The sequence below is a fragment of the Nocardia sp. NPDC055002 genome (assembly GCF_053608825.1).
In genome coordinates this window covers 1-22,614 of the sequence record NZ_JBSGWE010000004.1, presented here as the reverse complement: position 1 = coordinate 22,614, position 22,614 = coordinate 1, and the positions used below count along the sequence as shown (strand labels likewise).

The 22,614-nt window shown below is 69.5% G+C and carries 18 protein-coding genes; 9 read left to right on the top strand and 9 right to left on the bottom strand.

The annotated features are described in order from the left end of the window. Window positions 1-39 precede the first annotated feature (39 nt). The gene (locus ACWF99_RS16855) at window positions 40-1,842 is read left to right on the top strand and encodes a DEAD/DEAH box helicase (protein WP_378652189.1); all 1,803 of its coding nucleotides are present in this window, start codon (window positions 40-42) and stop codon (window positions 1,840-1,842) included. 131 nt (window positions 1,843-1,973) lie between these two features. Beyond that, on the top strand, window positions 1,974-5,783 hold the full coding sequence (locus ACWF99_RS16850) for an AAA domain-containing protein (RefSeq protein ID WP_452537153.1): 3,810 nt from the start codon (window positions 1,974-1,976) through the stop codon (window positions 5,781-5,783). A gap of 26 nt (window positions 5,784-5,809) precedes the next feature. On the opposite strand, the gene ACWF99_RS16845 is transcribed toward ACWF99_RS16850, so the two are convergent. The 4 genes from ACWF99_RS16845 to ACWF99_RS16830 are packed head-to-tail and all read right to left on the bottom strand — an operon-like array spanning window position 5,810 to window position 8,881. After that, window positions 5,810-6,529 carry an ESX secretion-associated protein EspG gene (locus ACWF99_RS16845; protein ID WP_378638386.1) on the bottom strand — a complete coding sequence of 240 codons (720 nt, stop codon included), beginning with the start codon at window positions 6,527-6,529 and terminating at the stop codon, window positions 5,810-5,812. Continuing rightward, a complete protein-coding gene (locus ACWF99_RS16840; protein ID WP_452536658.1) occupies window positions 6,511-7,866 on the bottom strand; it encodes a WXG100 family type VII secretion target in 1,356 nt (451 codons plus the stop codon). Before ACWF99_RS16840 ends, ACWF99_RS16845 begins: the two co-directional genes overlap by 19 nt. Continuing rightward, window positions 7,859-8,257 (bottom strand): hypothetical protein, encoded by a 399-nt coding sequence (locus tag ACWF99_RS16835; protein WP_378638391.1) that lies wholly within the window; start codon window positions 8,255-8,257, stop codon window positions 7,859-7,861. Before ACWF99_RS16835 ends, ACWF99_RS16840 begins: the two co-directional genes overlap by 8 nt. 18 nt (window positions 8,258-8,275) lie before the next feature. Further along, window positions 8,276-8,881 carry an alpha/beta hydrolase gene (locus tag ACWF99_RS16830; RefSeq protein ID WP_452536656.1) on the bottom strand — a complete coding sequence of 202 codons (606 nt, stop codon included), beginning with the start codon at window positions 8,879-8,881 and terminating at the stop codon, window positions 8,276-8,278. Between the two features lie 211 nt (window positions 8,882-9,092). Between ACWF99_RS16830 and ACWF99_RS16825 the strand changes: the two genes are divergently transcribed. Beyond that, the gene (locus tag ACWF99_RS16825; protein WP_452536654.1) at window positions 9,093-9,956 is read left to right on the top strand and encodes an SMP-30/gluconolactonase/LRE family protein; all 864 of its coding nucleotides are present in this window, start codon (window positions 9,093-9,095) and stop codon (window positions 9,954-9,956) included. Window positions 9,957-10,046: 90 nt separating this feature from the next. On the opposite strand, the gene ACWF99_RS16820 is transcribed toward ACWF99_RS16825, so the two are convergent. Further along, entirely contained in the window at window positions 10,047-10,850 is an 804-nt protein-coding gene (locus ACWF99_RS16820) for a hypothetical protein (protein WP_378638399.1), read from the bottom strand. A 198-nt stretch (window positions 10,851-11,048) separates the two neighbouring features. Here ACWF99_RS16820 and ACWF99_RS16815 point away from each other — a divergent pair, with 198 nt between their 5' ends. Next, window positions 11,049-12,221, top strand: coding sequence for an acyl-CoA dehydrogenase family protein (locus tag ACWF99_RS16815; RefSeq protein ID WP_378638401.1), 1,173 nt, complete (start codon window positions 11,049-11,051; stop codon window positions 12,219-12,221). Between the two features lie 9 nt (window positions 12,222-12,230). After that, complete coding sequence (locus ACWF99_RS16810) at window positions 12,231-13,358, top strand: acyl-CoA dehydrogenase family protein (protein ID WP_378652176.1); 1,128 nt, start codon at window positions 12,231-12,233, stop codon at window positions 13,356-13,358. Between the two features lie 51 nt (window positions 13,359-13,409). Here the strand turns inward: ACWF99_RS16810 and ACWF99_RS16805 are convergent, their stop codons facing one another. Beyond that, window positions 13,410-14,039: a hypothetical protein gene (locus ACWF99_RS16805; protein WP_378638405.1), complete on the bottom strand. Its 630-nt coding sequence runs from the start codon at window positions 14,037-14,039 to the stop codon at window positions 13,410-13,412. Between the two features lie 175 nt (window positions 14,040-14,214). Here ACWF99_RS16805 and ACWF99_RS16800 point away from each other — a divergent pair, with 175 nt between their 5' ends. Both ACWF99_RS16800 and ACWF99_RS16795 read left to right on the top strand, forming a co-directional pair. Next, entirely contained in the window at window positions 14,215-14,574 is a 360-nt protein-coding gene (locus tag ACWF99_RS16800) for a hypothetical protein (protein ID WP_378638408.1), read from the top strand. 53 nt (window positions 14,575-14,627) lie between these two features. Continuing rightward, window positions 14,628-15,455 carry a GNAT family N-acetyltransferase gene (locus tag ACWF99_RS16795; protein ID WP_452536650.1) on the top strand — a complete coding sequence of 276 codons (828 nt, stop codon included), beginning with the start codon at window positions 14,628-14,630 and terminating at the stop codon, window positions 15,453-15,455. Here the strand turns inward: ACWF99_RS16795 and ACWF99_RS16790 are convergent. From ACWF99_RS16790 to ACWF99_RS16780, 3 genes are all read right to left on the bottom strand, one after another. Continuing rightward, entirely contained in the window at window positions 15,452-17,419 is a 1,968-nt protein-coding gene (locus tag ACWF99_RS16790; protein ID WP_452536648.1) for a protein kinase domain-containing protein, read from the bottom strand. The genes ACWF99_RS16795 and ACWF99_RS16790 overlap by 4 nt on opposite strands. After that, entirely contained in the window at window positions 17,395-19,221 is a 1,827-nt protein-coding gene (locus ACWF99_RS16785; RefSeq protein WP_452536646.1) for a protein kinase domain-containing protein, read from the bottom strand. The genes ACWF99_RS16790 and ACWF99_RS16785 overlap by 25 nt, the downstream gene beginning before the upstream one ends. A gap of 137 nt (window positions 19,222-19,358) precedes the next feature. Continuing rightward, the gene (locus ACWF99_RS16780) at window positions 19,359-20,525 is read right to left on the bottom strand and encodes a serine/threonine-protein kinase (protein WP_378638417.1); all 1,167 of its coding nucleotides are present in this window, start codon (window positions 20,523-20,525) and stop codon (window positions 19,359-19,361) included. Window positions 20,526-20,645: 120 nt separating this feature from the next. On the opposite strand from ACWF99_RS16780, the gene ACWF99_RS16775 reads away from it, so the two are divergent. Together ACWF99_RS16775 and ACWF99_RS16770 are read left to right on the top strand one after the other, a co-directional pair. Beyond that, a complete protein-coding gene (locus ACWF99_RS16775; protein ID WP_378638420.1) occupies window positions 20,646-21,416 on the top strand; it encodes a deoxyribonuclease IV in 771 nt (256 codons plus the stop codon). Window positions 21,417-21,518: 102 nt separating this feature from the next. After that, window positions 21,519-22,448 carry a TauD/TfdA dioxygenase family protein gene (locus ACWF99_RS16770; protein WP_378638422.1) on the top strand — a complete coding sequence of 310 codons (930 nt, stop codon included), beginning with the start codon at window positions 21,519-21,521 and terminating at the stop codon, window positions 22,446-22,448. The last annotated feature ends 166 nt before the right edge of the window (window positions 22,449-22,614 follow it).

Sequence of the window (22,614 nt, the reverse complement as noted above, 5' to 3'; positions counted from 1 at the left end):
GGTTGGGGCAGCTACCGCCAGGCAGTAAACTCGTGGTCAATGAGTACAAATGAGGTCGACAGCGTTCCTGCCGACAACGACAGGAACGACACCGGCCCGACTTTCGCCGATCTCGGGATCGATGACCGCGTGCTGCGGGCCATCGCCGATGTGGGCTACGAGTCGCCGTCCCCGATTCAGGCGGCGACGATTCCCCCGCTGCTCTCCGGCGCCGACGTGGTGGGCCTCGCGCAGACGGGCACCGGCAAAACCGCGGCATTCGCGATCCCGATCCTGATGAACCTGGACACCGCGCAGAAGAAGCCGAGCGCCCTGGTGCTCGCGCCGACTCGTGAGCTCGCGATCCAGGTCGCCGAGGCGTTCGGGAAATACTCCTCGCACATCCCGGGTCTGCACGTGCTGCCGATCTACGGCGGGCAGAGCTACGGCGTACAGCTGTCGGGTCTGCGCCGTGGCGCGCACGTCGTGGTCGGCACGCCCGGCCGGGTGATCGATCACCTGGAAAAGGGCACGCTGGACCTTTCGCAGCTGCGCTACCTGGTGCTCGACGAGGCCGACGAGATGCTCAAGATGGGCTTCCAGGAAGACGTCGAGCGCATCCTGCGCGACACCCCCAAGGACAAGCAGGTCGCGCTGTTCTCGGCCACCATGCCGGGCGTGATCCGCAAGATCTCCAAGCAGTACCTCAACGATCCGGTCGAGATCACGGTCAAGTCCACGACTCAGACCAGCTCCAACATCACCCAGCGTTATGTGCAGGTGTCGCATCAGCGCAAGCTCGATGCCCTCACTCGCGTGCTCGAGGTCGAGACCTTCGAGGCGATGATCATCTTCGTGCGCACCAAGCAGGCCACCGAAGAGCTGGCCGAGAAGCTGCGCTCACGTGGTTTCTCCGCCGCCGCGATCAACGGTGACATCGCCCAGAACCAGCGTGAACGCACCATCGGCCAGCTGAAGTCGGGTGGCATCGATATCCTGGTCGCCACCGATGTCGCCGCGCGTGGTCTCGACGTGGACCGCATCTCCCATGTCGTCAACTACGACATCCCGCACGACACCGAGTCCTACGTGCACCGCATCGGCCGCACCGGCCGGGCCGGCCGTTCGGGCGAGGCCCTGCTGTTCGTCGCCCCGCGCGAGCGTCACCTGCTCAAGTCGATCGAGCGGGCCACCAAGAGCGCGCTCACCGAGATGCAGTTGCCGAGCGTCGACGACGTGAACGCGACGCGTGCCTCCAAGTTCGGTGACTCGATCACCGAGAACCTGGCCTCGGACAACATCGCGCTGTTCCGCAAGCTGATCGAGGACTACGAGGCCGAGCACAACACCCCGCTCGCCGACATCGCCGCGGCACTGGCCGTGGGCGGCTACGACGGCGACAACTTCTTCATGTCGCCCGAGCCGGAGCCCGCCCCGCGCCGTGAGCGTGACTACGACCGCGACCGTGAGCGCGCACCGCGCCGCTACGACGACGAGGACCGCGCACCGCGTCCGCCGTCGTTCAACCGGGAGAACGGCGAAGAACTCGCCACCTACCGGATCAGCGTCGGCAAGCGGCACCGCGTGGTGCCCGGCGCGATCGTCGGCGCCATCGCCAACGAGGGCGGCCTGCGTCGCAGCGATTTCGGTCACATCAGCATCCGGCCCGACTACAGCCTCGTCGAGCTGCCTGCCAACCTGCCCAACGAAACGCTGGAAGCCTTGCGGCGCACCAGGATCAGCGGTGTGCTGATCCAGCTGACGCCCGACCAGGGCGCACCGGCGCAGCGTTTGAACGCTCGTGGCCCGCGCCGCGACCGCGAGGCACGTCCGCGCACCGAACGGCGTAAGCCGCGCACCTAGTCCGCTCGTGCGCACCGGGGCCGAGGTCAGGCGCGTTCGTCCTGTCCGTGGGTGGTGCCCTGGTCGCTCGCAGCGCTGGTTAAGGTGATGGGCGTCGGGTGTGCGTGAACACAGGAGGGCCGCGCTTGTTCGTGTCCGGTGATCGGGTGGTCGGTGCCGTCGGCGATCTCGCGCGCGCGGCGAACTGTGAGTTCGCGGTGTTGCGCGGAATCGACGCCGCTCTCGGCAATCTGCCCGGGGTTCCCGACACGACGGCCTCGCTGGTACGCACGGCCGAACCGTCCGCCGAACTGGTCGACCACTTCGGTGACCGGCTGGTCCGGATCCCGTCGCCCGAGGTGGTCGGTGGCGACGCGGCGGCCAGGATCGCGGCGCTGACCTCCGCCGCGGAGCACACCGCGCGAGCGCTGAGTTCCGGCGCCGAGGCGATCTCCGGCGCGGTGTTCTTCGACGGTCGATTCGCCTGTGGTGCCGACCTTCTGGCCCGTGGCCGCGCTGGTTACACCGTGCACAGCGCGCTCGGTGAGTATTCGGTCGGCGTTCCCGGTGCGCCGCATCGTAGCGACGGTCGCGGGAACGCGCCGTCGGCGTGGTCGCACGTCGAGGACGCTGCGGTGTCGGCCGGTCCGGCGGGAACGCCACCGTTGGCACACGATGATCTGACATCGGGGGACGAAGAGTTCAGTAATTTCGTCGGATCCGGCGCGGTATCTCCTGCCGACAGCCGGGTGCTGCGCCGCGAATTGGCCGCGGGCCGGACGCCTTTCGAGCGCGTCGCGGCTTCGGTGCAGGCGGTCAAGGTCGATCCGGCTCGCGAATTACTGAGTGCGCGCCTCGAATTCGCGGCGTGCGCGCAGGCACTCGCCGACGCGGGGATCGCCGTCGATCCGTCGGCCTATCTGTGGACCGCCGAGGGCGTGCGGCGTGAGGTGAGCGCGGAACTGGCGCCGGTGTATTCGGCGCGGCGGGCTCGCGTGGAGCACATCATCGAGGACAAGCTGGCGGAATTGCTGCCGGTCCAGTGGGGTGACCCGCGCTATCTGGCGTGCGGGCGGTGTCCGAGCTGCCGTGCCGCGGCGGCGAATGCGCGAGACCTGTTGCTGGTCGCGGGGATCCGGCCCACCCAGCGGGCCAGGCTGCGGGAAGCCGGCGTGCTCACGATCGATCGTCTCGCCACCACCAGCACACCTGTCCCAGGACTGGCTCCGCGCACGCTGGCCGCCCTGCGTAAACAAGCCGATATCCAACTCGTCCGCGAACGCACCGGCCGCCCGGCCTTCACCCTGCGCGACGCCACCGCGCTCGGGGCCCTGCCCGCACCGCGCCCCGGTGACCTCGCCCTGGTCATCGACCTGGACCGGCACGGCGCCATGACCGGCCTCGAACTCGCCGACGCCACCACCATCGTCTTCCGGCCGGTCGTCGCCGGTGTGGAACAGCCGAACAGCGTCAGCTACCGGCCGCGTATGCCCGTCGGTCCGACGGACACCAATGCCGTGGTCTTCGGGCCCGGCGGTGTCGAACCCGCGAACGCGGCGGGCTACCCCAGCGCCGATCCGGCCGACGCGGACACCATCTCGTTCGGGCGCATAGTCATCGGCGACGATGCGGCCATCGGCGACGACCCGGCGGAGCCGCCTGCCACCGATCCGCGCCGGACCGGTGTCGACGCGGTGCCGCGCAGCCCTCTCGGCCTCGAACACGCGGGCCCGTCGACGCAGGACGGGGGAGTGCTCGAGGAGCTGCTGGAGATCATCGCCGAGCATCGCGCGGCCGATCCGGATGTGCGTGTGTACCACTACGGTTCGGATATTCGCACGGCGCTACTCGATTGGGCGGGCAGGCTCGGCACCGGCGCCGATCTGCTGGACGAGCTGTTGGCCGAGGGCGCGCTGGTCGACCTGGCGCCGATCGTGCGCACCGCGCTGCTGATCGGCGCACAGTCCTACGACGCAACGGGACTCGCCGCGTTGCTGCCGGACACGCCCGGTCGGGCGGCGACGGTCCTCGGCATCCGCGACTGGCTGCTCGACCGCGCGGCCGAGGCAGGAATCGCGGTGCCGGGCACCCGGTTCGCCGTCGCGGAATCCGATGTGCCGCCCTCGCTGCACCCCGGCTCGCTGGAAGCGGCGCTGAGCGAGTTCGCCGCGGACGCGCAAGGGGATTCGGCGCGCGCCGCCGCCCTGACGGCCGCGGTCCTGGGCTATCACCGGCGTGAACGGCAGCCGCGCTGGTGGGCCCATATCGATCGGCTCGGCCATCCGGTCGGCGACTGGGCCGACGCACCGGGTGTGCTCGTCGTCGAATGGGGCACCGTCGACACCAAATGGCATCGCACGCCGCAACTCCCGACGATGCGCCGCTACCTGACGCTCACCGGCAGGTTGGGCACGGGCGCGACGCTCACCCCGGGCACGCAGATGGTCACCATCTACGACGGTGCCGCCGCGGCGGGCATGACCCAGACGCTCGGCCGCCGCGCCACCGCCACCGCCACCGCCACCGTGCTCGGGTGCGCCGTCGACCCGAATTTCGACGACACCGTCCGGCTGGAAGAGCTGCTCCCGGCGGGCTGCCCGCCCTACGACGACCTGCCCGCCGCCATCGCTCCCGGCCCGCCCGACGGGGAGGCCGAGATCGAGGCCGCACTGGAGCACACGGCTCAGGATCTGCTGATGAGCCTGCCGTGGGTGCCGGAGAACGCGGTCTACGATGTGCTGCTGCGTCGCGCGCCCCGGCTGCGCGACGGGATGGCGCTGCCGCAGCCCCACGACGACCTCGGCGCCGTCCTCGCCCACGCGGTCGGCGCACTGGACGCGTCGTACCTGGCCGTGCACGGGCCGCCCGGCACCGGCAAGACCGGCATCACCGGGCGCGCGCTCGAGCGGCTCGTCACCCGCCACAAATGGCGGATCGGCGTGGTGGCGCAGTCGCACGCGGTGATCGAGCGGATCTTCGACGCGGTCGTGGAAGCCGGCCTGCTGCCCGAACTCGTGGCGAAGAAGGATGTCGCCTCGGTCGGTCCGGATTGGTCGGCGATCGATGCCACCCGGTACCCGCGCTTCCTGGACAACGCTGTCAACGGGTGCGTGATCGGTGGTACCACGGCGGATTTCGTCGACGAACGGCTGATCGCGCCCGGCGCGCTGGACCTGCTGGTGATCGCCGACGCGGGCGAATGCTCACTGGCCGACACCGTCGCGGTCGCGGTGAGCGCGCGCAACCTGCTGCTGATCGGCGATCCGGTCCCGGCCAGGGCACAGGCGAAACATCCGGAGCCCGTGCAGGTCTCGGCCCTGGAATGGCTGTGTGAGGGCGCGGGGACCCTGCCCGTCGAACGCGGCTACTTCCTCGACCGGACCTGGCGCATGCACCCCGCGATCTGCGAGCCCGTGTCGGCCTGCTGCTACGACGGCCGGCTGCGCGCGGACGAGGCCATCACGCTGACAAGGGATCTGGCGGGGATCGCGCCCGGGGTGAGCACGGTGCTCGTCGAGCACCGTGGCAGTGCCACCGAATCCGATGCCGAGGCACGCGAAGTGGTGCGCCAGGTCCGGATCCTGCTCGGCGAAACGTGGACCTCCGACGGCGGCACCCGCAAACTCCACCCGCACGACATCTTCGTGGTCGCGCCGTACGCCGCCCAGGTGGCGCGGATCCGGACGCTGCTGGCCCGTGCCAAGATCGAGGACGTGCTGGTGGGCACTCCCGACCGCTTCCGTGGTCGGGAAGCGGCGGTGGTCCTGTTGTCGATGACCACGTCGACCCCCGCCGACGCGCCCTTCGGGATGCGGCCGCTGTTGTCGCGCACGGTCATCCATGCCACCCTGTGCCGGGCGATGTGGAAAGCCATCGTCATCCGGTCACCCCTGCTCACCGAGTACCTTCCCGACACGCCGGAAGAGCTGGCTGATCTCGTGGGGTTTCTTCAGCTCGGGTAGTGCGCATCGGGGGTTGCCCGTGGGAATCAGACGCTGCGGAGTAGGCGGCGTAGCCATTCGACGGCGGTGTCGGGGGTGGCGGGGGTGATGTCGATGTGGCGGCTGGCGTGGACCAGGTAGCGGCCGTCGCCGGTGAGGTCGATCCAGGAGAGGACGCCCGAGGGTGTGGGGTCGGTGCCTGCCGCGACGAGGATCTGGCCGATGCCGCTGCGGGGGCGCTGGAGGAGCCGGCGTATGCGCGCGGCGTCGGACGGGCCGGCGACGGGGGCCGTCACCAGGTCGCGGCTGTCTTCCTCGACCCGGGTCGCCGGTGCCGTGATGCGCGGGGTGAGGCCTGGGCGTTGGGCGGGCAGCCGGGAGAACACCTGAGCGGCAAGACGTTTCGTACTGCCGACCTGAACGTGCACCGAACCGCCACGGTCGGGAGCGCTACCGGGATCCTGCACCGCGAGAACCGCGACATCCGCGGTGACCGCGCCGAGCATCCGCACCGGCGCGGGCGCGTGGCCGCAGACCTCGACCCGGATCTCCGGTTTCGCCAGCACCCGCAGGGCAGCCGCGAGGTCGGCGTCGAGGGTGCGAGCGCACCAGGCGTCGAGCGCGGGTTGCTGGGCTGCCCGCTCGACGGTGTCGCGTGCGGACGCACGGACGGCGAGCGGATAGGGGATCCGGTCGCCGTCGGTGCGCGCCCAGCCCAGCGCGAACTGGTCCGGGGTGAAGTGCCAGTTCACTCCCGTTCGGTCCACTCACCGAGCACAGCGGGACTGGTGGGCTCCATCTTCCCGATCAGCGCGTTCACTTCGTCGGCGGGCTCGAGATAGGTCGGCTCCTCCTCGAGGAACCGCAGGAACTCGTCTTCCTCGTCCTCGAGCTCCTCGGCCGCCTGAGCGGGACGCGGACCACCGGACGGCCGCGTCTGATCCGCGGCGGCGATCGCCCCGCCCATCATTCCGCCGATCGCGCCCGCGCCCATCCCGGTGGCGGCTTCGCCACCGGACACCGAGGGATCGCGCTCCTGCCTGCCCTCGCTCGCCGCCTCGGTGGCGGTATCGCTTGCCGCCGCATCGCCGGCGGCCGCGGTGTTCGCCGAGTGGGTCTCGTCGTTCGATTCGCCGGTCGGCGGTGTCGCGCCGACGGGCGCGGACGTAGTCGAGGTTCCCGCGCGGCGGGTTCGGGCACCTACGGACATCGTGCCGGGGGAGGCCGTGGTCGACGCCGGGGTGGTGGTGCTCGCCCTGCTGGAGTCGGCAGGCGGCTGGTTCGGGGCTGTTGTCGCGGCAGGGGAGGTAGACGCCGGAGTCGTCCCGTTCGCGACCACACCCGGGGTCGCGGCGGTTCCGTTGGCCGGGAGCGCGCCGTTGCCGGTGGAGAGGGTGCCCGCTGTTCCGGCGACCGGCGCGGATGCGGCGGGCATCGTGGCGGCGGTGATGGCCGCCGGTGTCGTCGCCGACGCGACGACGGCGCTCACCTGCGGAATTCCGGCCGAGGGAGCGGCACCCGACGGCGCCACCCCGGCGGTGACAGTTCCTGTCTCCGTGGCGATTCCGGTGAAGGCTGGTACCCCGGATCCGGTCGGCAGGAAGGCTCCGGCGTAGATCGTCTCCATCGCCCGCACCGCGTCGAGGCGGGCGTTCTCGGCCTCGCGGGTGATGATGGCGTTGTTCGCGGCCTGCTCGGAGTCCAGCAGCGCGGCAGCCGGATCGGGCTGTGCCCCATCGGGTTCCGCGACCGCGGCGCGCAGGGACTCGGCGGCGTCACCGGCCTGGCTGAGCCGGACACCGACCGCGGTCAAGACATCGGCGATGCGCCGACCGGCCTGCTCGAAGTCGCGTACCGCGTCGGAGGCCTGCTGGGCCGCCGCGCCGCGCCAGCCGTCGGCGATGGCGGCACGGATCTCACCGTGCGCGATCTCGACGCCGTCGCCGAGGCCGGTGGCGGTGGTGAGGAACGTCTCGCCCGCGCCTGCCAGAGCGGCTGGGTCGAGTTGCCTTACCGCACTGTGAATTTCGGCATGAGAGAGGTTGTCGAAGACTTCGACGACGGAAACGTAGTCCACGTCGGTACGGCCGGAAATACTACGCATCGCCATCACCGGGAACCTCGATCGCGGCAACCGCGCCCGCCAATGCCTGATCGGCCTCGCGGAAGCTCGCCCCGGCGGCGCGGAACACGGCGGCCAGGTCGCGCGCGGTGCTCGCGTAGGCGCGCAGTTCGTCGAGTGCCTCGGTGGCCTTGGACTCGAAACCGGTGCGCAGGGCACCGCCCGAGGGGAGGCCGCCGAAACCGGGGATGACAGCGGTCGCGCTGAGCGCCCGCACCTGGGCCTCGACCTCATCGGCCAGCCGTTCGTAGCGCAGCGCGCAGCGTTCGGGCGCGCCGTCGGCCACGAGCACCCCGTCGATCCACAACCCGCCCTCGTCGACGGCTTGGCCGAGAGCCGCCGTATTCGGCAGCCCCGTTCGATTCGGTTGCACCGGTTCCCCCTTCGTCGTTCATCGCACCGCGGTGAGTACCCACTCCGCGATATCGGCCGCCACGCGGTGCTGCACCGGTTCGTGCAACAGGTCGTGTCCGGCGTCGGCGTACTCGCGCAAATCTACCGATCGGTGCCGTGCTGTCCATAGCCGGATTACATCGATGGGTGCGCGCCGGTCGTCCACGCCGTGCACCGCGAGCAGCGCGAGGCCGGGCTCCGGCGCGATGTCGGCGACGCGGCGCGGAGTACCACACAGGATGAGTCCGGCCAGGTCAGTGGAGTTGTCGCGGGCGAGATTCACGGCGGTCACCGCGCCGAGCGAGTGCCCCATCAACACCGGCGGGTCCGGATGATCGGCGCGGACGAGTGCGAGAAATCCCCGCGCGTCGGCGGTCAGCTCGTCGATGGTGCCCGGCCCGTCGGGATCGCCCTCGCTCAGTCCCTGTCCCGAGGTGTCGAGTGCCCACAGCTCGATTCCGGCGGGACGCAACGCCGCGGCGAAGCGGTGATAGTGCCCGCTGTGCTGACCGGTGCCCGGCAGCAGCGCCAGCCTCGCCGCCGGTCGGTCGACGGACCAGCACCGGCAGTGCAATCGGCCACGCTCGCTGTCGAAATAGGGCACCTGTCGATTATCGCTGTTCGGCCGATCGAATTGTTATGGGAGACAGCACTACTACGTGGTACCCGTGATAGGAACCGCAGGTGACGTGGGCTGCACACGGTGGGCCCGCAGCCGTTAGACTTCGCGCGTCGAACCGGGTCAACAGAGTCGAGGGTTACAGATGTTGTCGTTCCGTCGTTGCGTCGTCCGTGTTGTGGTCGGTGCGGCTGTCGTGACCAGCGCCTCGCTCGGTTCCGGCGCCGTCGCGGGCGCCGCCCCGCTGTCCCTGTGCGGACAGGCGCGCCAGGACGTCGCGATCAGGTCGAGTGTGCCGCTGCTGGACTGGTCGGAGAACTTCGGCATCGACGCCCAGGGTGACCTGTGGGTTTCGCGGGTCATGCGCGGCGAGGTACAGCGCTACGACCGCGACGGGCGCCTGACCGCCACGGTGGCCGTGCCCTCGCCCGGTGCCGTCCGGCTCGGTCCCGACGGACTGCTGTACGTGGTCACCGGCAACTCGCCGTTGGCCGGCTCGGGCGGCATCGTCCGCTTCGACCCGGCGGCCGCGCGCCCGAACCCCGTCGCCTTCGCCACCGGCTTCCCGCAGCCCAACGGTGCCGCCTTCGACGCCGACGGCAATCTGTATGTGACCACCGGCAACGGACTACACCGCCTGCGCCGCGACGGCAGCGAGGACATGGACTGGTGGTCGGCTGTCAGCATCGAGGGACCCAACGGTGTTGTGGTGTCGGGTGACTCGGTCTACGTCACCGCGAACTTCGTCGGTGCGGGTGGGCCCGTCGGTCGCGTACTGCGGCTCTCCCGTACCCACCCGGGCGCGGCGACCACTGTCGCCGACCTGACCTCGTTCGGCACACTGCCCGATTTCGTCGACGACCTGGTCATCCGCGACGGTGCCCTGTATGTCACGACGCTGGCCGGGCACCTGGTCCGCGTCAACCCGAACACCGGCACCGCGTGCACCGTCGTCGACACCCAGCCGCTCACCGCCGTCGTCGCCGACCCGTCCGACTCGTCGGCTCTGCTCGCGGGCTCCGAGGAGGGCACGGTCCTGCGCATCCGCCCGATCGGCTGACGCGACCGTCGAGGTGACCGGCGCGCGGGGGGCTGCCGTTGCCCGGTCGGCGAATTCATCCGCCGGCCAGGGGACCTACTGGAAGCCGGCTCAGCCGCCGACGTTGGTCGCCGCGGGCGGGGCCGGGGGAGCGGGCACCGGGGCGGGCTGAGGCGTTTCGACCGGAGCGGGCGCCGGGGCCTTCGATGTCGGTGCGCTCGAGGAGGATTCACCCGAGCCCGGGCTCACGGCCTGCGGTTCGGGGGTCGGCGGCGCCGCGGGAGCTTCGGGGACCACCACCGGCAGATCGGGCACGACGAACGTGCCGACGGTCGGGGTCATCACGCAGCGGGCGCCCGCGTAGTCGATGGTTCCCCACATGGAGGCGACCACGGTGCCCGCACCGCTGTGCACCGTCTTCGACAGTGACGGCAGATTGAACTCGGTCTGGTCGTCGAGGCCGACGATGCCGCTCTGACCGTTGTTGACGTTGACCCACGCGACACTTAGGCCGGAGGCCAGCGGAACGCCGGAGTGGCGCGGGCTCGCGCTGAAACGGATATCGCCCGGCGTCAGGCTCGTCGCGGTGCGCGGGCCCGGCCCTTCGAACGACGCCGCGGCGATGATCGTGGTGATCGGGCCGTTGCTGCCGCAGCCGAAGGTGGGGGCCGCGTAGGTGAAGGGGGTGAACTGCGTCGAGATGTCACGCAGGGCGTCGACGCCGACGATGCCGGTGAAGCTCGCGATCGCGCCGACACCGGCTTTCGCCGTGGTGTCGTCGCCGGCGAGGTGGGTGAGGTGGCCGATCGCGTCGTCGGTGGGCGACGCGATCGCGCTCGGGGCCAGCAGGGCCAGCGCGCCGATGCTCGCCGCGGTGACGACCGCTGCTCTACCTGCGATGGATCTGCCGTTCACCCGTGACTCCTCGATGGATGCTCGTCGCCGGATAGTCCGGTTCGTCTGGCAACGTACCAGGTCGGCGCGCGGGTCGCCGAGCCGCCGACCGTGCGGTGGGGGCAGCTGGGGACACCCATCGCGTGTGATGTAGTCGACACCGAGGATTACCGAAGGGTAGGTTTCTCTTCGACGGCTACGAGTGACTGGGAGACCCGTATGAAGTTAGCCCTGTCCCCGGAAGAGGTCGCTTTCCGCGACGAGCTCCGGCATTTCTACGCGACCGAGATCCCCGCCGACATCCGCGATCGGGTCAAGCACGGCCAGGATCTGTCCCGCGAGGACATCGTCACCGCGAACAAGATCCTCAACGACAACGGCCTGTGCGTGCCGAACTGGCCGGTGGCCTGGGGCGGCAAGGACTGGACGCCGATGCAGCGCCACATCTGGCTCGACGAGATGCAGCTGGCCTCGGTACCGGAGCCGCTCACGTTCAACGCCTCGATGGTCGGCCCGGTGATCGCCCAGTTCGGGTCCGAGGAACTCAAGCAGCGCTTCCTGCCGCCCACCGCCGCGCTCGACATCTGGTGGTGCCAGGGCTTTTCCGAACCCGACGCGGGCTCGGACCTCGCGTCGCTGCGCACCACCGCGGTGCGCGACGGCGACTCCTACATCGTGAACGGCCAGAAGATCTGGACCACGCTCGGCCAGTACGCCGACTGGATCTTCTGCCTCGTGCGCACCGACCCGAACGCGCCGAAGAAGCAGGCGGGCATCTCCTTCCTGCTCTTCGATGTGAAGTCGCCCGGTGTCACCATGCGCCCGATCAAACTGATCGACGGCAGCTATGAGGTCAACGAGGTGTTCTTCGAGAACGTCCGGGTGCCCGCCGATCAGCTCGTCGGCGAGGAGAACCAGGGTTGGACCTATGCCAAGTATCTGCTCGGCAACGAACGCACCTCCATCACCGGCGTCGGCAAGACCAAGGTCAAGCTCGGCCTCGCGAAGGACTACGCCCGCGCGACCAGGACCGGGCGTGGCACGCTGCTCGACGACCCGGTGTTCGCGGCGCGGCTGGCCGAGCTGGAGAACGAACTGCTCGCCCTGGAACTGACCCAGCTGCGAGTGGTCTCCAATTCTGTCGAGGGCAAGCCGAATCCGGCGTCGTCGGTGCTGAAACTCAAGGGCACGGATTTGCAGCAGGCCGCCACCGAACTGCTGCTGGAGGTCGCGGGCGCCGACGCGCTGCCGGTCGACGCCGACGATATCGCCTCGCCCGCGTGGGCCCAGCACACCGGCCCCGGCTACCTGAACTACCGCAAGGTGACCATCTACGGAGGCTCGAGCGAGGTCCAGCGCTCGATCATTTCCTCCACGATCCTCGGATTGTGAGGCGCTGACATGGAACTCGCACTGACCGAAGAACAGACGATGCTGCGTGACACCGTGCGCGAACTGCTGCACCGGTTCTACGACGGCGAGGCCCTTACCAAGAGCGGCGACACCGACCCCGGCTGGAATCGCACGGTCTGGAAGCAGCTCGCCGACCTCGGGGTGCTCGGGCTGACCATTCCCGAGGAGGACGGTGGCGTCGGCGCGGGCCCGGTCGAGGCGATGCTGGTGCAGGAGGAGCTCGGTCGCGCGCTGGCTCCGGAGCCGGTGCTCGATTCGGTGGTGATCCCGGCCGAACTGCTGCGGCTGGTAGGCAGTGCCGAGCAGCGTCAGCGGCTCCTGCCCGCGCTGGCCGAGGGAACCACCCTGCTCGCCTTCGCGCATACCGAACCCGGCCTGCGGTGGCCGTCGACGGAGCTCACCACCACCGCGGTGGCGCAGGGCGGCAAATACGCGCTGACCGGTGTGAAGAATCCGGTGCTGCGCGGTGATGTGGCCGACGAGGTGATCGTCAGCGCGCTGCTGCCCGGCGGCGGGACCGGGCTGTTCCTGGTCGACCCGAATCAGGATGGCGTGCAGCGACGGTCGTACCGCACTTTCGACGGTCGTCGCGCCGCCCAGTTCGACTTCGACAACGCGGCGGGCGAACTGCTCGGTGACGCCGTCGACGCCGCCGAACAGATCGCCCTGACCCAGGGCTACGCGCAGGCGGCGCTGTGCGCGGAGTCGGTCGGGGCGATGGAGGTGGCGCTCACGCTCACCACCGAATACCTCAAGACCCGCAAGCAGTTCGGGGTCACGCTGTCGAAGTTCCAGGTGCTCACCCAGCGCGCGGCGGACTGCTACGTCTCGCTGGAACTGGCCCGCAGCATGAGCCTGTACGCGACGGCGGCGCTGGCCGACGGCGGCAACGATCCGGTGGTCGCGTCACGGGCGCGGTTGCAGGTGGGCAAGTCGGCCGAGCACATCGGCCAGGAGGCGATCCAGATGCACGGTGGCATCGGCGTCACCGCGGAGTACCCGGTGAGCCACTATGTCGCCCGGTTGACCGCGATCGGGCAGACGCTCGGTGGGGCGCTGGAACATCGGCGGGAGCTGGCCGATCGGATCGGCGAGTACGACCTGGTCGAGCTGTAGCTTCTTCGACGGTGGTGCGTGCCCGGAGTTCGGGTGCGCACCATCGTCGTGTCAGCCCTCGGCGGTAGTGGGGGCCGGGGTTTCGGTGGTCGTGGCTGCCTCGGTGGTCGTCACCGTGGTCGGTGTGGCGCCGGTGTCGGCCGGGACGACCGTGGTCGGAGTCGCGCGGTCGAAGGCGTGGGTCGGCGGATAGTCCTCGGACGCTTCGTCATCGCCCACGCGGGGCGGGGTGACGGTGCGGGTCGGGTTCTGCCGGGTGGGGATCTGCGGCCGGGTGGTCGTCGGCTCGTCTTCGGTGGTCTCCGGCGGGCGCGTCGTCGTCTCGGCGGGCCGGGATTCGGTCGTCGCCTCGGCCGGGCGGGATTCGGGCGCCGGTTCCCCCTCGGGCGGTGGCGTCTCCGACGGCGAGGTCTCGGTGGAACTGAGGCTGAACGGTTTCCGCGGCGACATGTACGGTGCGATCCGCCAACTGGGCGACGGCGGGATCGGGATGTGCACCGTGGTCGAGGTGGGCTCGTCCGCCGACCGCGCGGGGGCGGCGGCCAGATCCGCGCTCAACGGCGGTGCCGGCACGTAGACATCCTGCTGCCCGACACCGCACGCACCGATGATGATCAGTCCGAGCGATACCGCGCCAACAGCGACTGCCGGACCCACGAACTTGGCCCTGCTGTTATCCATCGCCTGTTACTCCTCGTCGGCTTCGAGATCGCCTCACAGTAGTGCAGGTCGGGCAAAAGAGCGCATTTTAAACGCTAGTGGTCCAGATATCGGATTGATCAATTCAGCGTGTCGTGGGGACGTGTCGCGCGCGTTCGACGTCGCCGAGTCGTAGCGTGTGTGAGCAAAGTTACGCATGAGACGTCCGGCAACGTTACCCCTGACGCGCGAGGTCGCGCGGCGCAAGTATCTGATCGGCGTCATCGAGGAGAATCTCATGGGAGCACTCTCGACACCCCGGCTGGAAACCGCGGCGGCGAACACTGATTCGGCCACCGTCGGGCATCTTTCGTCGACACCGCCCGGCAACCGCACCCTCGCGGTGGTCGCGCGGATCATGGGCTGGTTGTTCTTCGTCGGCGGTCTCGTCGGCGCCGGCCTCGGGATCGCGGGCCTGCACGTGGAGATCACCGTCGCCGGGCTGATCCTGGCCTGTACGGCAGGTCTCATCCTATTGAAGCTGCGTACCGATCGGGACGTACACGAAACAACCTGAGACACCTCATAATTCGAATGCGGTCGCGGGTGTGACGGCTTACCGTCGACACGGTGCGCATCGACATCACCGCTGACGCGGCCCGGTTCCTGGACGACGTACAACCGTTCCTGCACGGCGATCCGCTGCGCCACACGGTCATCGCGACTGCTCTGGTGAACCGGATCAACGGCAGGTCCGGCGGGATGGTCACGCAATTCGTGAGCGTCCGCGACGACGCGGGTACGGTCGTCGGCCTCGCGCAGTGCACAAACGGCGCGGCCTACCTCGGTGTGCTGCCCGCACAGAGTATTTCGGCCGTCGCCGCTGCCTTTCGGGCACACGACATCGCCCTGCGCAGTGTCGAGGGAGACGATGCCGACGCCGTCGCGTTCGCGGCGCACTGGTCGAAGGCCGTCGGCGGTACCTACCGCGAGAAGTTCTCGGTCCGACTGTTCCGCCTCGGCACCCTCCAGATGCCGGATGCCCCTGGCGCACCACGGCAGGCCGGCCTCGACGACGTGGCCGTCTGCATCGCGATGACCGAGGAATTCGGCGTGGAAGCCGATGTGCCACATCGACTCGACGAGACGGCGGTGCGCCGGCGCATCGAGGCCGGATCCTCGTGGCTGTGGGAGCACGACGGTCAGCCCGTCACCCTGGTCGCCCGGCACGAGGCGGTCCTCGGCTGGGCCAGGATCGGCCCGGTCTACACCCCACCGCCGTTCCGGGGCAACGGGTTCGCGAGCGCGCTCACCGCCACGGTCGCGGGCCGGATTCGCGCGGAGGGCGCCGATGCCTGCCTGTTCACCGACCTGGCCAATCCCACCTCGAACAAGATCTACCAGCGGATCGGCTTCGAGCCGGTGCGCGACTTCGTGCACTACGCGTTGGCCGACTAGACCAACGGGGCGGTGTGCCACCAATCCAGCACCTGGGCCTCGTCGGCGATGAAACCGCGGCTGTACATGAGCATGGCGCCCCGGGCCTGATCGCCGTCGAAGCGGGTGACCATGCGCGGCGACTTCGGCTGGCTGCCGTCCAAGACGAAGTTCGTGTAGGTGCGGCCGGTATGCGACATGGGGCGGGCGTCGTTGGCGGGCAGGCCCGCGATCGCCTGCGCGGCAAGATCCGCGGAGGGGTAGAGGAAGAACTCGTAGGTGGCCTTGTTGCCGCCGCCGAAGCAATGCCACATCACCGACCAGTCGCCCATATCGGCGTCGTCGGAATCGCGGCTGGCGGTCGCGCGGTCGTAGGCGAAGCAGCCCGCGTTCCCCAGACCGGAACCGGCATGGACCAGGTTGCTCGCCGAGGTGGCGGGCAGCATGCGGGGGAACTCGTCGCTGAGCTTCGCCGCGTTGGCGCCGATGACCCGTCGGTCGCTCGTCGGCGGGGTGGTCGACGTCAGCCGCTGGGGAGCGGAGGTCGTCGCGTCGACGGACGGTGTAGCGACCGCGGAGGTTTCGGAACCCTGCCCGCCCGACGCACCGGCGTTGCCGTCATCGCCGAAGGTGGTCACCAGAATCCAGCCGAGGAAGACCACGACGGCGATCATCGCCAGCCAGCCGATCGGCGATCCCTCCCAGCGGGATTTCCGCTTCTTACCGAGATACTCCTCGGCGACCGAAGGGCGCGCGCCCCTACCCGTCGCCCTGGAATTCCCGGCGTCGCGGCGACGTTGCGCGCCCGCGTTCGGCGCACTCGCGTGGTTCGCGGATTCGTTGGGCCACGACGGGCTCGGCTGCGCGGACCAGGAGGAACCGCCGCCCACCGCCGGCCACTGCTGACCGAGGCCGGGGGCGGCGTTGCCCGCCCACTGTGAACCGGCGGGTCGGCCGCTCACGGCCCACGGCTGATCGGGACCGGTCGAGCCCGGCCACGGCGCCTGTTCGCCAGGCGAATTCAGGTCGGCACGGCCGGCGATCGGATAACCGGCGCCGGGGGTATACGGCGAGTTCGGCGGGTAGGTTCTGGTGGCCGCCGAGCCGTGGAGTTGCTGCGGGGGAGCGTGACCGGCGAGGGCTCGCAGCGCGGCGGCGGCGAACTCGGCGCAGGTGGCGAAGCGCTCTTCGGGGCGCTTGGCCATGCCCCGGGCGATGACCGCGTCGAGTGCGGGGGTGATGCCCGATCGGAGCGTGCTCGCGCGGGGCGGGGGTTGCTGAAGGTGGCCCTGGATCACCGCGACGGGATTGGTGGCGTCGAAGGGGGTGGTTCCGGTGAGGAGCCGGAAAAGCGTGCAGGCCAGGGAATACTGGTCGGCACGGCCGTCGAGGGTGATGCCGGACAGCTGTTCCGGAGACGCGAAAGCCAGGGTGGCGGTGAAGGTTCCGGTCTGGGTCAGCTTGGCGGCGTTGTCGTCGTGCAGGCGGGCGATGCCGAAGTCGGTGAGGTAGACACGTTCGGTGCCGTCGACCGGTTCGATCAGGATATTGGCGGGTTTCACGTCGCGGTGCAGCACGCCGCGGCTGTGCGCGAAGTCCAGTGCCGCGGCGGTTTCGGCGACGATGCGGACCGCGCGCGCCGGGTCGACGGGTGAGGGCAGCGACGACGCGTCGGCGCCGTCGATGTAGCGCATGGAGATCCACAGCTGGTCGTTCTCGACGCCGCGGTCGTACACGGTGACGATATTCGGGTGCTCGAGTTGCGCCACGAGATCGGCCTCGCGTTCGAACCGGGCCTTGATCTCGTTGTCGAAGAACAACTCCCGGTTCAGCAGCTTCATCGCGGTGCGCCGCGGCAGCCGCGGATGGCGTGCCAGATACACCGAGCCCATGCCGCCGCGGCCCAGCAGTCGTTCGATGGTGTATCCGGCGAAAACGCCGCCCTCGTCATACATCGCGGTCAGTTCAGCGGGGCCGAGCGCCACCAGCGCAGCACCTCGTCGGCCGTGCCGTAGCCGTCGGTGTACATCAGGAACTGGGCGCGGCCGGGATCGCCGGTGAACTGCGTGATGATCTTGTTCCCATTGTCGGTGTACTTGTAGTTGGTGTACTGCTTGCCGCCGTTGCTGTCGGTGGACTTGGTGTTGGCCGGCAGGCCGTCGAGCACCGACTTGGCGTCGGCGGCCGAGTTGAAGGCGTAGATCCGGTAGAACGGATCGTCGCTGTCGCCGCCGCCGAAGCAGCTCCACAGGTGCACCCAGGCACCGAAATCGGGCTCGCCTTCGGCGGGCGAGGGTGGATCGCTGTTGTCGGTCTCCCAGCAGGTGGCGCCATTGTATCCGGTGGAGTCGTCGACCGTGGCGGGCACGATCCGGCCGAACTCCGCGCTGATGGCGTCGGCGCTCGGAGTGATGTAGGTGCTCGCCGACGTGGTGGTCGTGCGGTCGCCGCCGCCCGCGTCGTCGCCGCTGGCCGCGATACCGATGCCGATCAGCAGCACGATCACCAGGATCACCGCGACGACGATGCCGATGACCAGCCCGGTGTTGGACTTCGACGGCGGACGCTGCCCCTGCGGATACTGCGCGAAACCACTGGCCTGTGGCCGCGGCGCCGACTGGTACTGCGGCCGCGACTGCTGGGTGTAGGGCTGCGAAGCGCCGGTGGGCGACTGGTTCATCGGACGCTGGGTGCCCATCGGGCCACCCGTCATCGGGCCCTGCGCGGTGCCCATCGGGCCGCCGGTCATGGGGCCCTGCGCGGTGCCCATCGGGCCGCCGGTCATGGGGCCTTGGGCGGTGCCCATCTGGCCGCCGGTCATCGGGCCTTGCGTGGCAACGGGATACGGCAGACCGGTCTGCGGAATCGCGCCGCCCGTCGTGGGCCGCCCGGCGATCGGCAGCGAACCGCCGGTGCCCGGTCGTGGTCCGACGATCGGCAACGCGGGTGCGCTCGGGCTGTTCAACGCCTCGATCGCGGCCTCGGCGAAGTCCGAACAGGAGTCGAAACGGTCATCGGGCCGCTTGGCCATCGCCTTGGCGAGCACGCCGTCGAGTGCGTAGGAGAGGCCGGGCCGGACGCTGCTCAGCGTGGGCGGCGGCTGCTGGAGATGGCCCTGGATCACCGCGGCCGGGTTGGTCGCCGCGAACGGTCCCGAACCGGTGAACAGCCAGAACAGTGCGCAGGCAAGGGAGTACTGGTCGGACCGGTGGTCCAGCGCGGCGCCGGTGAGCTGTTCGGGGGAGGCGTAGGCCAGCGTCGCGGTGAAGGTGCCCGTCTGGGTGAGGTGGCCGGTGTCGTCGCGCAATCGGGCGATGCCGAAGTCGGTGAGGTAGACGCGTTCGCCACGGCCCGCGCCCGAGCGGGCGAGCAGGATATTGGCCGGCTTCACGTCGCGGTGTAGCACGCCCATACCGTGCGCGTAGTCCAGCGCGTCGGCGGTTTCCTTCACGATCTGCAGCGCGCGGGCGGGCGGCAGCGTCTGCGGATCCACCGATGCCGCGTCGACGCCGTCGATGAACTGCATGGAGATCCACAGCTGTTCGTCGTCGTGCCCGCGGTCGTAGACGGTGACGATGTTCGGATGATCGAGGCGCGAAACGAGATCGGCCTCCCGCTCGAACCGTGCCCGCACCTCGGCGTCGAAGAACATCTCGCGATTGAGCAACTTCAGCGCCGTCATCCGCGGTAGGCGGGGGTGCTTGGCCAGATAGACCGAACCCATGCCACCGCGGCCGAGCTGCCGTTCGATGACGTAGCCGGCGAAAACATCTCCGTTGGCCAGCATGTCTGCTCCACTTCCCGCCGCGCGCCGGGACCCACCAGCGCACGCGCGTACAGCATAAAAGCCGCGGCCGACGTTGCCCGCCACGGGAAAATCAACGAAACCTTATCAGTCGGCGACGACGCCGACGGTTGCCACGATCACGGCGGACGCCGCTGCTGAGGCGGCACGATATAGCCGGGATGGTTACGGCCACCAGGGAAATCGATGGTGCCCGGGCGTGCGCTTCCGCGTCGCGGCGGGATGGCCGGACCGCCCGTCGACGGCCGCGGCGCGTGGGGATGCGGCTGCGCGGGAGTGGTCGGCTGCACGTGCGGGTGCGGCTGCGCGGGGGTGGTCGGCGGGGGCGCGTGGCGATAGGGCTGCGCCGGGGTGTGCGGCCGGGGATATCCCGGCGCCTGCGGGTAGGACTCGCGGGCGCGCAGAACCACACCCGCCGCGGTGTACTGCTGTTGCTGATGCCACGGCCCCGGCACCGCGAACAGCGCCGCTTTGGCCGCCTGCGCGAACTCGGCGCAGCTGGCGAAACGGGACTCGACGCGCTTGGCGGTGGCTCTGGCCAGCACCGCGTCCAGGGTCGCGGGCAGGTCGGGGCGCAGACTGCGCAGCGGGGGAAGGGGCTTGCTCAGGTGCGCCTGGATCACCGCGCCCGGGCTGGGTCCGGGGAACGGCACCGAGCCCGTGAGCATCCAGAACAGCGTGCAGGCCAGCGAGTACTGATCGGCGCGATGATCCAGGGGCGCGCCCGCCAGATGCTCGGGCGCGGCATAGGCCAAGGTGGCGGTGATCGTGCCCGCCGAGGACAGCGTGGTTTCGCTGTCGCGCACCGCGGCGATGCCGAAGTCGGTGAGCACCACGCGTTCCGGGCGCCCGATCGGTGGCTTGGCGAGCAGGATGTTCGCCGGTTTCACGTCGCGGTGCAGCACGCCGCCCGCGTGCGCGAAGTCCAGCGCGGTGGCGGTCTCGGCGACGATCTGCACGGCCCGGCCGGGTGTCAGCACGTTCACGTCGGCGGTCGCGACATCGGTGCCCGCCACGAACTGCATGGAGATCCACAGCTGGTCGTCGTCGGTGCCGCGGTCGTAGACGTTGACGATATTGGGGTGCTCGAGCTGGGCGACCAGATCGGCTTCGCGCTCGAAGCGGCGGCGGATCTCCTCGTCGGCGGACAGCTCACGGCTGAGCAGTTTCAGCGCGGTGAGCCGGGGCAGCCGGGGGTGCCTGGCCAGGTAGACCACGCCCATTCCACCCTGGCCCAGCACGCGCCGGATCGTGTATCCGGCGAACACGTCGCCTTTGCGCAACACGCGAAGTCACCCCCTCCAGGGCAGAGCACCCGTTTGAAATTCTACCGATGTATCTCCCGAACCCACCGCCGCGCAACATCGCGAGCGAAGTTGTCGGTGCCTGATATTAGGGTGGCAGCTATGCGCATTGGAGCACATGTTCGCGACGAGAGCGATCCGATCGGCTTCGGCGAGAAGCTCGGTGCCGAGGTCGTGCAGATGTTCGTGGTCGATCCGCAGAGCTGGGACAAACCCCAGCCGCATCCCAGGGCCGCCGAGATTCTGGCCAGTCCGATCGATGTGGTCGTGCACTCGTCCTATCAGATCAATGTGGCGAGTCTGAACAACCGGTTGCGGATGCCCTCGCGCAACGCGGTGGCCCAGCAGGCGAAGGCCGCGGCCGACCTCGGTGCGTTCGGCCTGGTGGTGCACGGGGGACACGTGCGCTCCGACGCCGAGCTCGATACCGGAATCGACAACTGGCGCAAGCTGTTCGAGCGTCAGCAGGACAAGGGCGGGTTCGCCGTGCCGATCCTGATCGAGAACACCGCGGGCGGCAATCACGCGATGGCCCGGCATTTCGATTCGATCGCGCGATTGTGGGACGCGGTCGGCGACTACGGCGCGGGCTTCTGCCTCGACACGTGTCACGCGTGGGCGGGTGGTGAGGAACTGGTCGGGGTGGTCGAGCGGATCAAGGCCATCACCGGGCGCATCGATCTCGTGCACCTGAACTCCTCGCGCGACGAATTCGATTCCGGCGCCGACCGGCACGCCAATTTCGCCGACGGCACCATCGACCCGCAACTGCTGGCCGAGGTCTGCCGCACGGCCGGTGCGCCCGTCATCCTGGAAACCCCGGTCGACGGGGTCGCCGAGGACCTGGCCTACCTGCGGGAGCACATCGGCTGACGGCGTTGGGATCACTCCGACGCAAACCCTGTCTGTCGAACGGGATTCACGGTGTGCTTGATGCATACCAACCGATCGAGAACGACAGTGAAGGTGATCCCCATGACGGTCGACCACGCCCTCCCAGCCACCCTGACGGTGACCAAGCTCGGCGCCCACATCGGCGCGCAGATCGATGGTGTCCGGCTCGGCGGTGATCTGGACGCGGCGACCGTGGCGAAGATCCGGCGCGCGCTCAACGAGCACAAGGTGATCTTCTTCCGTGGTCAGAACCACCTCACCGAGGACGGCCAGTACGAGTTCGCGGAGCTGCTCGGGAGCCCGACCACCCCGCATCCCACGGTGAAGTCGGCCGGGGTGAAGAGCCTGGCCATCGACTCCGAGCGCAGCCGCGCCAACTCCTGGCACACCGATGTGACGTTCGTCGACCGCGTGCCGAAGGCGTCGATCCTGCGCGCCGAGCACCTGCCCACCTACGGCGGCTCGACCACCTGGGCGTCCACGGTCGCGGCCTACAACTCGCTGCCCGCCCCGCTCAAGGCGCTGGCCGAGAACCTGCGCGCGGTGCACACCAATCTCTACGACTACGCCGGAGCGGTCGACAAGGTGCGTCCGTCCCAGGTCGAGTACTCGGCGGAATTCCAGTCCGATGTGTACGAGACCGAACACCCCGTGGTGCGGGTGCATCCCGAGACCGGCGAGCGTGCGCTGCTGCTCGGCCATTTCGTGAAGCAGTTCGTGGGAATTCCGTCGCGCGAGTCCGACCAGCTGTTCCGTTTGCTCCAGGATCGGGTCATCCGCCTGGAGAACACCACCCGCTGGAACTGGTCCGACGGCGACGTCGCGATCTGGGACAACCGTGCCACTCAGCACTACGCCATCGACGACTACAACGACCAGCCGCGTCGGCTCACCCGCATCACCCTCGCCGGTGACATCCCGGTCGGCGTCGACGGACAGACCAGCACGGTCCTGAAGGGCAACGCCGAGGACTACTCGATCATCGAGGAAGTGGAGCTCCTCGCCAGCTGAAATATGGTGCTGACCTGGGGTTTAGTAGTCCAGGTCGGTATACGCTGTGTTTTTGGCGCGCTGGCGCGCGCGGGTCCGCGGCCACCACGGGCCGCCGGTCAGGCGCCGTTGCTTGCTCCGTCGTGGCGGACGCCAAGGCGCCGGACCGGCGACCCCGCCGCGGACC